Below are 12087 nucleotides of genomic sequence, written 5' to 3'. Positions count from 1 at the left end.
TCTCCTATATTTCGATATCTGCACTCATAAATTGGTGTAATTGACCATCATCAGATATCACGGTTAAGAACCCATTATCTTGTATATCAATTGCTCGACCAAATACTTGTTTTTTACCTTCTGTATAAGTTAATTTTTTGTCCCAAATCATACTTTTACTTTTATATAAATCTTTAATGTCACTGAATGGCAATTCTAAAAATTGATCATATCTCAGTTCAATAGCTTCTATTAATAATTTCAAAAATTGATAAGGTTCTATAGATTGTTCATTTTCTATTTTTAAACTTGTCGCACGTGATTGACCAGCTTGATCGAAGTCTTCTTGTGTTTGGTTTAAATTAATACCAATGCCACAAATAATCGCATTGACGCCATCAGTATCTGCAATCATTTCTGTTAAAAAGCCACAAACTTTTTTATCACCAATATAAATATCATTTGGCCATTTAATTTTACTTTGAATGCCATAATGTTGTTCGATCACTTCTTGAATGGCAAGACTTATAAATAAATTAAATGTTGACATTCTTTGAATTGGAATATCTGGACGTAATACAACTGACATCCAAAGTCCTTTACTTTTAAGAGATGACCATTCTCTTTGGAAACGCCCTCTCCCATTTGTTTGTTCATCACTCAAAACAATAAAGTCATGATCAATGTCATTAACACGAGACTTGGCTAACAATTGTGTTGAATCTACTTGCGTTTGAACAATTGCGTGATTCAATATATTTTGATCTTGAAGTGTAATGTTCACAATGTCTTCTTGCCAAGTTGTAGGGATTTCTGAGATTTTATACCCTTTATTAGAAATAGACTCAATTTCAAAGCCTTCTTTTCTCAATTGATCGATGACTTTTTTAACTGTTACACGTGAACAATTTAACGTTTCAGCTATATGTTGTCCTGACAAATATTCATTATTTTGATATAAATATTTAATAATTTCACGTTTATATTTTGACATTCTCTCGCACCCATTCTATTAAATCATTTTCTGTATTATCCACTTTATGGTTAATAACAGCTTGTTCAACTTTATTTAAAATATCTTTGATCCATGGTCCACCATTTTTATTAAATGTAGCCATCAATATTTGACCGTTAATTTGTAATTCTGATTTATCATATATAGGTAGTTTATCATATATTTCATCAATTACACGGTCATTCATAATTGTAGGATGGATAGAGATATTCAGTTCTGCATTATGCTCAGAAATAAAGTGAATGATTTCTTTCATTTTATCACGATGAAACGTATATACGAGATGAATCATATCTTGCTTTGAAATTTTATTATCAGAAAGTGATATCAATAATTGAACGTATGATGAGATATCACGCTTTTCTTGATTACTGATTTTCAAACTGTTCAAGCTTGTTAAATCTAATTCGTATAAATAACATAATGCAGCCACCCATAAATTGAAATGGGCATGTTCTGGCATGAAGATACTAATTTGGTTGATTTCTTTGAAAAATGGAATATATTTAAATATTTCTAGTTCATGAGCGGTCGTTTTTGTATCATGAATATATTTGCCTTGAATCATTTTTTTTAGTTCAACAACAATTCTTTCAATTGCAATGGCATTTAAAGAATGTGCTGTTTGATGCATGGCGTCTTTAGTATCATGATCAAGTGCAAAACCTGTCTGAGCTTGGAATCTGACACCTCTCATAATACGTAATGCGTCTTCTTCCATGCGATCAATAGGTGTTCCGACAGCTTTTATAATTTTGGATTGTATATCGTTTAACCCATTGAAATAATCATGGAGTTGATACGACTTATCCATAGCGATAGCATTCATTGTGAAATCTCTTCTCGCCACATCTTCATATAAATCCGTTACAAATTGAACAGATGTAGGTCTTCTATGATCAACATAATCTCCATCTTTTCTAAATGTTGTCACTTCAAACTGTTGATTTTCACCCATGACAATCATCGTGCCGTGCTCTTTTCCTATAGGTAAAGTCTTATCAAATAATTGTTCAACTTCATCGGGTAATGCACTCGTTGTGATATCAACGTCTGAAATTTCTTTCTCCATTAAATAGTCTCTTACTGAACCACCGACAAAATATGCTTGATGCCCATTACGTTCAAGTGTTTCAATTATCCATTTCGCATCTTCAAATACTTGATATTCACGCATATTATTCTCCTAACATATCGTTGTAGCAAGATTCGTACTGATCAGCTATCACCTTAGATGAGAATCTTTCACGTACATCTTGAATCATAGCGTTTTGCATTTTGCGATAAAGTTCTGAATCTGTTAATAATTTGACCGCATATTCACTCGCTTTATCCGTATCACCGACATCAACCGTATAACCTGTTTCACCGTTTTTAATGACTTCTTTTATGCCACCTGCATTTGTACCAATCGGCACGACACCTGTAAGCATAGCTTCAAGTAATACAAGTCCAAAGCTTTCTTTTTCACTTAATAACAACGTTAAATCAGACATTTGATAGAAGATATTCACTTCATCTTGTTTACCTAAAAATAGAACTTGGTCTTCTATATTAAGTTGTTTAATTTGTTCTCTGGCCACTTGTAACTCTGGACCATCACCGATGAGTAATAATTTAGATTTAATTTGTTTGTTAATTTTGTAGAACGTATCTACGACATCAGGCACACGCTTGACTTTTCTAAAATTTGATACAAACGTGATGACTTTTTCATCTTCTTCTATGCCATAACGGCTTCTTAAATCTGTATTATAAATTTGTGGGAAACTTTCTTCTTGAACAAAATTGTATATTGTTTTGATTTCTTTATCAGGCTCTATAATGTCATATGTTTCTTGTTTAAGACTATCACTGACACTTGTTACAACGTCACTCTTTTCAATTCCGAATCGAATGGCACTTTGTAATGACGTATCATAACCTAATACTGTAATATCTGTTCCATGCAACGTCGTCATGATTTTGACATCTTTTCCGGATATTTGACGTGCTAAAATACCACAAATTGCATGCGGTACAGCATAGTGCATATGTAATATATCCAAGTCGTAATCGTTAATGACATCTGCAATTTTAGCACTTAATGTAATATCATATGGTGGATATTGGAATACAGAATATTGATTTACGTCAACTTGATGAAATGTTACGTTTGGAACAGGCTCTCTCATTCTAAAAGGCATATTAGAAGTTATAAAGTGAATTTCATGACCTCTTTTCGCCATTTCCAAACCAAGCTCAGTTGCAACAATACCTGAGCCCCCCATTGATGGATAACAAGTTATACCGATTTTCATATTAATCCTCCATTATGACTTATTTACGTTCAAATCTATCTTTATCTCTTGCATTGAATTTATTCATCGTATCTTGGAAACTTTTATTTAAATCTATGTCTAAAGAATTTGCTAAACAAATTAAGACGAATAAATTATCGCCTAATTCAGCTTCAATTGTATTGTCTTCTTCAGTTGGTTTCTTTTTCTTTTCACCATGACTATGATTAATTTCTCTAGCTAGTTCTCCAACTTCTTCTGTTAATCTCGCTAAATTTGCTAAAGGCGAAAAATAACCTGCTTTAAACTGAGAAATATATTGATCAACTTCATGTTGCATCTCTTTCATGTCCATAAAATTTCCTCCCTACATATCTTTTATATCTTTATATAAAAGAACTCACATAATAAAATTATATATGATAATCATGCATAATGACAACGTAATAAGCTTATATCTACAAACCTCATATATATTTAAAAATAAAAAATACCAACAAAGTCAAAAGACTTTATTGGTATTAAAATGTTTTCATTAATTATTACGTGCCATTAGAATAAATCTTGCTAATTCAGCTACGGCTACAGCTGTTGCTGCAACGTATGTCATAGCAGCTGCAGATAATACTTTTTTAGCATGTCTATATTCTTGTTGGTTAACGATATTTAATTTTTCAATTTGTCGCATTGCCCGTTTACTTGCATCGAATTCAACTGGTAATGTGATGATTGAGAATAATACAGCGAATGACATAAATACGATACCAACCCATAATAATGTTGTACCGAATGTACTACTCATTGCTGTTAATACGATACCAGCTAAAATGATAATGTATGATAACGAACTTCCTAAATTAGCAAGCGGTAAAAGCGCTGATCTAAATTTAAGGAATCCATATCCTTGAGCATGTTGAATAGCATGTCCTACTTCATGTGCTGCAATTGCTGTACCCGCAACACTTGGTTGTTGATAGTTTGCTGGTGATAATACAACACGTTTCTTAGTTGGATCAAAATGATCTGATAAGAATCCTTCACCTTGTAACACTTCTACATCATGAATTCCATTTGCAGCTAAAATTTCTTCTGCAACTTGTTTACCCGTCTTCCCACTTGTTGAACGTACTCTTGAGTATTTATTGTATGTTGATTTTACTCTAAATTGGAAGTACATAGGGACAATCATAATGATAATAAAATATATGATATATGAAAACAAATAACTTCCTCCTTTTTATCCCTGTTATTTATTATATTACGGAGTGACGGCTCTTACGTCAAATATTTTGAACGTAATTTGATGTTTTTTTGGAAATATAGTAATAACAGAAAAGCGATAACGCTTAGCCAAAAAGCAAAGTATCCTATATGTGACTCATACTGACTTAACATACTATATACGGGATATTGATGATACACATAATCAATAACATCATTGTGAAATACCCAAATCATTGTTACAACAATATGCCACTTTTTAATATTGAATAAAGGATAGAACATCAATGCTTGAATAGCCATAATGCCGTGTGAAGTCATCAGCATAATTGCCATTGGAACAAGTTGATCGAAATGAATCATTACAAATATATTCATAACAACCGCCCATACACCATATTTAATTAATGTAATAAATGCTAAACATTCAAACAAACCTAAATGTTTATTGAAATAGATTGCAGCTATCGCAATCACTAAGAATAATGTTGCTGTTGGACTGTCGGGTATTAATGGCCAAAAGTACCATTTGCTATCAAGTAATTGACTGCCATACCATATGTAACCATAAATGGTGCCGAGAAGATTTGCGATAAATAGCGTAATGAGAATAGATTTCTGTCCCATTACATATCTCCAAAATTCCATTTTATTACTCCTTTGAAAAGAGCCCAGGGCACGTCATATGCCCCAGGCTCAAATTTAATTATTTTTTCAATTCTTTACCGTTTGCATCTGTTTCATGTAAATCTGCAACGTATTTAGCAACTTTGTCAATTTCATCTTTAGAAAGTGTATCTTTGAAGCTAGGCATTTTACCTGCACCATTTTCTACGAATCCTTTAACGCCCTCTTTAGGTAATTTCGATTCAACTAAGTTTGGACCTTGTCCACCCGTTAACTCACCACCGTGACAACTTGTACAGTTTGACTTGATGATGTCAGTATAAACTGGGTCTGACTTGTCTAAGTTAGAGAAGACGATTTCACCTTGTTTAGCTTGTTGTTTCCAATCATGGTAATAACTTGATTCCCATGTTGTATAGAATAAGATTGCAATTGCGATTAACATAAATCCAGAAGCAAATGGTCTCTTTGTCCATTTACGTTCAGGGCCTCTATCTAACCAAGGTGCTAATAATAAAGCACCGAATGCGATACCTGGTAAGATAATTGCTCCGAATGTGTTATAAGGACCAGATGCGAATGAATATTTAAGTATTTGATATAAGAATAAGAAATACCAGTCTGGTAATGGTGTATAACCAGTATCAGATGGATCTGCCACACGTTCAAGTGGCGATGGATGAGCGACTGTTAAACATAAGTAAGCGATTAAGAATACCGCACCAGTCATCCATTCTTTTAGTAGAAAGTCAGGCCAGAAACTTTCTGTACGACCTGGAAATTCTGAATAATCTCGATTTAATTTCGGTTTGTCGTATGACTTTATTCTTGAATCACCAACAAACTTCATCCCTTTACCGCGATGCATGTCGCATGACCTCCTTTTTCATTTATTCACGTTAATTTTATAGTGGACCTGAAATACCTTGTTTTCTGATCATTATAAAGTGTGCTGCTAATAACGCGAATAGTGCAGCTGGTAGGAAGAATACATGTATCGCAAAGAAACGAGTTAGAGTTTGTGCACCAACTATCTCTGCATCCCCTGCTAGTAATGTCTTAACCCACGGCCCAATGATAGGAACAGATTCTGCAATTTGTAAACCTACTTTTGTTGCGAATAGTGCTTTCATATCCCATGGTAATAAATAACCAGTAAAACTTAATCCAAGCATTACGAAGAATATTAATACACCGACAACCCAGTTTAATTCTCTAGGTTGTTTATAAGATCCTGTAAAGAATACACGAAGTGTATGTAAAAACATCATTACTACTACTAAACTTGCTCCCCAATGGTGCATACCACGTACGATAACACCAGCAGCTACATCGTGTTGTAGATAGTAAACTGATTTCCATGCATTAACGATATCTGGAACATAGTACATCGTTAAAAACATACCTGATAAAACTTGTATTACTGTAATGAAAAACGTTAGACCACCAAAACAATAAACGAAAGCTGAAAAGTGATAAGCAGGGTTAACATGCTCTGGCACCTCATGATCAGCAATATCTCGCCAAATTGGTGTAATATCAAGTCTGTCATCGACCCAATCATAGATTTTATCTATCATTGTTAATCCCTCCTTATTTAGCTAATTCGTTCTCGTGCTTTTTACCGATTTGAATAATGCCACCTTTAACTTTTACTTCGTATTGATCAAGTGGTGCTAATGGCGGCGTACCTGGAATATTCTTACCGTTCTTTTCATAACGACCGTTATGACATGGACAATAGAATTGATTAGGATTTGATTTATCGCCATTCCACTGTACTGTACATCCTAAATGTTTACAGACTGGTGATAATGCTACGATTTCATTTCCATCTTTGTACACCCAAGCAAATTCTGTAACTTCACTTGTGTACCAAGCATCTTCTTGCTCGAATTTAAAGTCCACTTTAATAGGCTCTTTACCAAGTTCTGACTCCTTTACGCCTGTAGCAATCAAATCGCCTTGTGCATCAGCTTTGAATACAGGATCAAGCGCAAATCTACCCATAGGTAAAATCATACCAGCAGCCATAAATGACCCAACACCCATCAATGAATAGTTTAAAAATTGGCGTCGTGTGACACGTTGGCTCATTTAGATTCCCCCCTCTATTAATCGTTCTTTTATAACTAGGACAACTTAATTTTAGCCTATTATTTCAAGACGGTCAACGCTTTGTCACAATTTAAATGTTTATTTATTAACCTTTTATCTAGGAATTTTTTAAAAAATGAAAAGGCTTTATTATAATGGCGAAAATATTGATAAAAAACTGTGAAAATAACCCTATTTTCCACATAGAAAGGACAATTGTATTTTGGAAATAAAAAAACCGCAACAAATCTTATTGAGTTAAGATTTGTTACGGATATACATCTACCTACTATTTATTCCATGTTCTAATGATAAACTTCATAAATTGTTTGACTTCGTCTTCGATGAGTGTGCGTTTCATATCATCGTCTAAGTCACCCATTGGAATCGTGTTTACTTTATACAGTTCGTGATCGACACTAAGTTCTACTTGATCACTGCTTAAAATAATTATATTGTTCAAGCCATACTCTTTTAAACTTTGTATAAAAGATACGACGTGATCGTATTGATTACCACTTGTGAAAAATGTTGGTGTAAGTAGTAATCTACCTTTAAATTGTTTTTCTGCTAACATACCAACAAGTTGAACTGTTTCATTTTGGTCGCATGATGTTAATAATTGATGATTCATATCAATATTTGATACAGGAATGATGGCTGTATCGATATATTCTAAGTTGTTTTTTAATTCTTTTAAGTCAACATGATTAAATAACATTATCGATGTTCCTCCAACTCATTAATGAATTGTAATATTTTAGACATTTCTATAAACATGTCTTGGTCGTTATTATCTAAAGATTTATCTATTTCATTACTGATGAGTTTACGCCAATGTCCTAGTCCGTGTGTATTGTTATTATTTAAAGCACGAATATCTTTGTCATCTCCATAATAATCAACAAGCATTTGTAACAACAGCAACTTATTCAGTCGATCATCATTTCTGTTCAAATATAAAAGTACATTTAAATGTGTATTATCGAGTCGAATATCGTGGAAGATTTGTCGACCATCTTCTATACAGAACCGATCTTTACAATAAAGTAAAGGCAGTTGTTTAGATTGTTCAGTACTAATGGACAGTATGCGTTCATCTGAAAATTCATTGACAAATGAAATGTTAGATAAATATTTAGGGCTAGTTTTTAATAAATTTAATATCCATACACTTTCAGCAATTTTAAAATCGTATTGATATAGAATATATTCAATAAATCGCTGTTTTTCATAGTTTAACCATGTATGATTCATAATTAACCCTACTTATAATAATCTTTCGTATTCTTGGTCCCAATATGGATTTTCAGGATCAAGTTTGCGAACAGATTCTAATATATTTTTAGCGTTATCGACATGACCGATCTCAATTAAGTAATGGTAATAGTCGTTTAAGAAATCAATATTTTGTGTTAAATCTGGATATGCTAATTCATAGAAGTGTTGAGCTTCTTTATCTCTTTCTTCTTCACCGAATGCATATGCAACGTGCCAAGCTACTACAGGGTCTATATCTTCATGATCAACATATGTTAATAAATTAATAAGACCTGTTATATTATCTTTTTCGCGATAATAATCAGCAAGTATAATGGCAGCTTCAGTATAAGAAGGATCAACTGTTAATGCATCTTGTAACAGTATTGCACCATGTTCATCGTTTGTTGTTAACATTAGTCTAGCAGTATCTGTCATAAGTTCTTTATAATATGCGTTTAAGCGTAGCCCTTCTTTACCGATTTCTATTGCTTTTTCATAATCTTTTTCTGATTCATAAATTTGCAATAAGTAATGGTAAGCTTGCATAAAGTCTGGGTCTTTTTGTAATAACTTTTCAAGTTGCTTAATTGCTTCTCTTGTTAAATCATTTTTTTGATAACTAATTGCTTGTTTGAAATAATCTTCAGCTGTCATATCCATTTCAGATACATTTTCATAATATTTGATTGCTTCTTCGTATGCACCACTTTGTAAACTTGCGTCTGCCATTCGTGCATAAATCGAAATACCATTAATAATATCTTCACCAGTTTGTGTGATTGTTTCATAGTTAGAAATTGCTTTTAAATATTGACCATCATAATAGTACATTTCAGCTAAAGCGAATGTAATCACAATATCATCTGGTTCCATTTCTTTTGCTTCAAGTAATTTCTCTATACCTACTTCAAATAAGCCTTGTTGTTGGTATAAATCAGCCTCAAGCATCAATTTCTCTGTAGAATGAGGGCTGTTATACAATACTTCATGCGCTTTATCTAAGTCGTTTTGGTCGATTAGCCCTTCTATATAATAAACAAGCAATTCATTTTCATCAGGATAAAGTAAATAAAGTTCTTCGAATATTTTAACGCCTTGATCGACAATACCATATTTATATAATGTTTCACCTAACATAAATAATGCGTCGTGGTCGTCAGATTGTAGAACTCTGTTTACTTTCTCATCTAAATGTTCGATATTCTTCATGTGAATATCGTCAATTACTTTATATACATCTTCCATGTTAAAGGACTCCTTCTATTCATTTATTAGAGATTTAAGTTCTTTAAATGCATCTAATACTTCTTCTTTAGAAACGGATTCAATTGTAAATGAAGCTTCACCATTTTGTAAAACCATTTGAATTGTTTGTCCAATATTCTTTTTGTCTTTTTTCATATATTCAAAAATTTGTTCAATATCAGCATGATTTAAGACGTTTAATGGGTAGCCTAATTCTTTTAAATAATTAATGAACAGATGCACACTTGATGTGTTATCGTACATATTTCTATTTTTATTTATCACTTTCTGGAAAAGAATACCGATCATCACAGCTTCACCATGAGCAATTTTTGTTAAGTATTCTAGACCGTGTCCAAAAGTGTGTCCTAAATTTAAATGTTTACGTACGCTACCTTCAAATTCATCTTCAATCACAATTTTTAATTTAGTTTCGATGCCCATTTTTAAATAATCTTCTATATTTTTCAATTGCGCTAATTCTTTTATAGAAGGATAAACATCCATTAAATGAAGTGTGTCGGCTTCACTATTTAAAATGGCATGTTTAAATATTTCACCATAACCACTTCGTATTTCAATATGCGGCAATGTTTCTAGGAAATTTATATCATATATAACAGCGCGTGGTCTATGAAATGCACCGATTAAATTTTTACCGACCGATGCATTAATGCCCACTTTTCCACCGATTGCTGAATCGTGTGCCAAAAGTGTTGTAGGAACTTGTATAAAATCAATGCCACGTAACAAAGTTGCAGCTAGAAAACCAACAAAGTCTCCAGTTGCGCCACCACCGATAGCGATAAGTTGAGATTGTCTTGTGATATTCATTGATAAGAGCTTTTCGCTGAGCGATTCAAAATATGACATTTGCTTACAAGCTTCACCACTCATAACCGTTAAAAATTTAATATCTTGATCTTTAAGATGCGACTTAATATAGTCTTTATGAAATCTATAAACATCTTGGTCAATTAATACAATATTTTGTTCATCTGCTTTAAGATATTGATTAAGTTCAGCTAGTGCGTTCTGCTTTAATATTATCGGATAGTTGTTGTTAGTATATGTTGTTTCAAAAATCATTTCATCACCTAGAAGTTTAAGTTCCAATTACGATGATTCTTAATAGCTTCTTGTAATTGGTCAATGTGATTAGATTGGTATTCTTCAGTTAAAGCTTTTGCAATTTCAAATGCGATAACATTTTCACAAACAACACTTGCAGCAGGAACAGCACAACTATCTGATCTTTCAATTGTCGCTTTAAAGCTATCTTTAGAATCGATATCTACAGAGTTTAATGGTTTATATAATGTAGGTATTGGCTTCATAACACCATTGATGACGATTGGCATACCATTTGACATACCGCCTTCAAGTCCACCTAAGTGATTTGATAAACGATGGTAGCCGATTTCGCTATCGTAAGCAATTTCGTCTTGTATTTCACTACCTGGTTTTTCAGCAGCTTTAAAGCCTTCACCGAAACTAACACCTTTAAATGCGTTAATACTTACGACTGCTTGTGCTAAACGACCATCAAGTTTACGGTCATAATGAACATAACTTCCAATTCCAGCAGGCATATTTTCAACGACTACTTCTACGATACCACCGATTGAATCACCATCTTTTTTAGCTTCATCAATACGATTTCTCATTTTTTCAGCTACGTCATCATTAATACAACGTACATCATTATGGTCAATATTTTGTTTGACTTCTTCAAGTGTGTATTCATAATCGTCTTTAACGCCACCGATTTCAATAACTCTTGAATAAATTTCAATATCTAAAGATTTTAATAAAATTTTAGAAACTGCACCAACAGCAACTCTTGCAGCTGTTTCACGTGCAGAAGAACGTTCAAGTACATTTCTTAAATCTCTATGATTATATTTCATACCACCAACAAGATCGGCATGGCCAGGTCTCGGTTTAGTGATAACTCTTTTCATATTTTCTAATTCTTCTTCAGTTAATGGGTCAGCGCCCATAATTTTTCTCCAATGTTTAAAATCATCATTCTTAACGATGAGTGTAATAGGGCTACCTAATGTATAACCATGTCTCACACCTGAAACGATTTCTACAGAATCTTTTTCAATTTGCATACGACGACCGCGTCCATATCCACCTTGACGTTTAAACATTTCTTCATTAATCTCGTTTACGTCAATTTTCAAGTTTGCTGGTACACCTTCTATAATGACAGTTAGTTGTGGTCCATGTGATTCACCAGATGTTAAGTAACGCATATTATCTCTCCCTACTGTTAATTAAATATAAAATTAATCATATCATATTTAGCGCGTTAAATTAACAAAAACAGACGAATAGTTTAACAAAGTTTTA

At 32.9% G+C, this 12087-nt stretch carries 14 protein-coding genes; all 14 read right to left on the bottom strand.

The genetic code is table 11. The features are described from left to right. Positions 1–4 precede the first annotated feature (4 nt). Positions 5–973 (bottom strand): biotin--[acetyl-CoA-carboxylase] ligase, encoded by a 969-nt coding sequence (locus LQ617_RS01775; protein ID WP_206167025.1) that lies wholly within the window; start codon positions 971–973, stop codon positions 5–7. Next, complete coding sequence (locus LQ617_RS01770; protein WP_204258503.1) at positions 960–2171, bottom strand: CCA tRNA nucleotidyltransferase; 1212 nt, start codon at positions 2169–2171, stop codon at positions 960–962. Before LQ617_RS01770 ends, LQ617_RS01775 begins: the two co-directional genes overlap by 14 nt. 1 nt (position 2172) lies before the next feature. Next, entirely contained in the window at positions 2173–3294 is a 1122-nt protein-coding gene (bshA, locus tag LQ617_RS01765; protein WP_049318836.1) for an N-acetyl-alpha-D-glucosaminyl L-malate synthase BshA, read from the bottom strand. Positions 3295–3313: 19 nt separating this feature from the next. Continuing rightward, a complete protein-coding gene (locus LQ617_RS01760) occupies positions 3314–3628 on the bottom strand; it encodes a nucleotide pyrophosphohydrolase (RefSeq protein WP_204258505.1) in 315 nt (104 codons plus the stop codon). 180 nt (positions 3629–3808) lie between these two features. After that, the gene (locus LQ617_RS01755; RefSeq protein WP_037588148.1) at positions 3809–4495 is read right to left on the bottom strand and encodes a zinc metallopeptidase; all 687 of its coding nucleotides are present in this window, start codon (positions 4493–4495) and stop codon (positions 3809–3811) included. Positions 4496–4548: 53 nt separating this feature from the next. Then, complete coding sequence (locus tag LQ617_RS01750) at positions 4549–5142, bottom strand: DUF1405 domain-containing protein (protein WP_239739339.1); 594 nt, start codon at positions 5140–5142, stop codon at positions 4549–4551. A 58-nt stretch (positions 5143–5200) separates the two neighbouring features. After that, a complete protein-coding gene (locus LQ617_RS01745) occupies positions 5201–5989 on the bottom strand; it encodes a menaquinol-cytochrome c reductase cytochrome b/c subunit (protein ID WP_037588151.1) in 789 nt (262 codons plus the stop codon). Between the two features lie 37 nt (positions 5990–6026). After that, complete coding sequence (gene qcrB / locus LQ617_RS01740; protein WP_016912349.1) at positions 6027–6701, bottom strand: menaquinol-cytochrome c reductase cytochrome b subunit; 675 nt, start codon at positions 6699–6701, stop codon at positions 6027–6029. Positions 6702–6714: 13 nt separating this feature from the next. Then, on the bottom strand, positions 6715–7218 hold the full coding sequence (locus LQ617_RS01735) for a Rieske (2Fe-2S) protein (protein ID WP_037588153.1): 504 nt from the start codon (positions 7216–7218) through the stop codon (positions 6715–6717). Between the two features lie 289 nt (positions 7219–7507). Further along, positions 7508–7939 (bottom strand): DUF2487 family protein, encoded by a 432-nt coding sequence (locus LQ617_RS01730; RefSeq protein ID WP_239739337.1) that lies wholly within the window; start codon positions 7937–7939, stop codon positions 7508–7510. Further along, positions 7939–8475: a YpiB family protein gene (locus LQ617_RS01725; RefSeq protein ID WP_239739335.1), complete on the bottom strand. Its 537-nt coding sequence runs from the start codon at positions 8473–8475 to the stop codon at positions 7939–7941. Before LQ617_RS01725 ends, LQ617_RS01730 begins: the two co-directional genes overlap by 1 nt. 12 nt (positions 8476–8487) lie before the next feature. Beyond that, the gene (locus LQ617_RS01720; RefSeq protein WP_037588157.1) at positions 8488–9726 is read right to left on the bottom strand and encodes a tetratricopeptide repeat protein; all 1239 of its coding nucleotides are present in this window, start codon (positions 9724–9726) and stop codon (positions 8488–8490) included. A gap of 15 nt (positions 9727–9741) precedes the next feature. Then, positions 9742–10815, bottom strand: coding sequence for a 3-dehydroquinate synthase (gene aroB, locus LQ617_RS01715; RefSeq protein ID WP_481816967.1), 1074 nt, complete (start codon positions 10813–10815; stop codon positions 9742–9744). Positions 10816–10823: 8 nt separating this feature from the next. Continuing rightward, positions 10824–11990 carry a chorismate synthase gene (gene aroC / locus LQ617_RS01710; RefSeq protein WP_204252633.1) on the bottom strand — a complete coding sequence of 389 codons (1167 nt, stop codon included), beginning with the start codon at positions 11988–11990 and terminating at the stop codon, positions 10824–10826. Between the last annotated feature and the right edge of the window lie 97 nt (positions 11991–12087).

Source organism: Mammaliicoccus sp. P-M59 (assembly GCF_022386135.1).
GTDB classification, from domain to species: Bacteria; Bacillota; Bacilli; order Staphylococcales; family Staphylococcaceae; genus Mammaliicoccus; species Mammaliicoccus sciuri_A.
The sequence above is the reverse complement of the archived record's forward strand: the minus strand, read 5'-3'. Positions and strand labels throughout refer to the sequence as shown.

Bases quoted from the DNA above. Each gene is read 5' to 3' on its own strand.
- aroB (WP_481816967.1), bottom strand. From the start codon at position 10,815: ATGATTTTTGAAACAACATATACTAACAACAACTATCCGATAATATTA.
- LQ617_RS01745 (WP_037588151.1), bottom strand. From the start codon at position 5,989: ATGCATCGCGGTAAAGGGATGAAGTTTGTTGGTGATTCAAGAATAAAG.
- aroC (WP_204252633.1), bottom strand. From the start codon at position 11,990: ATGCGTTACTTAACATCTGGTGAATCACATGGACCACAACTAACTGTC.
- LQ617_RS01775 (WP_206167025.1), bottom strand. From the start codon at position 973: ATGTCAAAATATAAACGTGAAATTATTAAATATTTATATCAAAATAAT.
- LQ617_RS01720 (WP_037588157.1), bottom strand. From the start codon at position 9,726: ATGGAAGATGTATATAAAGTAATTGACGATATTCACATGAAGAATATC.
- LQ617_RS01725 (WP_239739335.1), bottom strand. From the start codon at position 8,475: ATGAATCATACATGGTTAAACTATGAAAAACAGCGATTTATTGAATAT.
- LQ617_RS01760 (WP_204258505.1), bottom strand. From the start codon at position 3,628: ATGGACATGAAAGAGATGCAACATGAAGTTGATCAATATATTTCTCAG.
- qcrB (WP_016912349.1), bottom strand. From the start codon at position 6,701: ATGATAGATAAAATCTATGATTGGGTCGATGACAGACTTGATATTACA.
- LQ617_RS01730 (WP_239739337.1), bottom strand. From the start codon at position 7,939: ATGTTATTTAATCATGTTGACTTAAAAGAATTAAAAAACAACTTAGAA.
- LQ617_RS01770 (WP_204258503.1), bottom strand. From the start codon at position 2,171: ATGCGTGAATATCAAGTATTTGAAGATGCGAAATGGATAATTGAAACA.
- bshA (WP_049318836.1), bottom strand. From the start codon at position 3,294: ATGAAAATCGGTATAACTTGTTATCCATCAATGGGGGGCTCAGGTATT.
- LQ617_RS01735 (WP_037588153.1), bottom strand. From the start codon at position 7,218: ATGAGCCAACGTGTCACACGACGCCAATTTTTAAACTATTCATTGATG.
- LQ617_RS01750 (WP_239739339.1), bottom strand. From the start codon at position 5,142: ATGGAATTTTGGAGATATGTAATGGGACAGAAATCTATTCTCATTACG.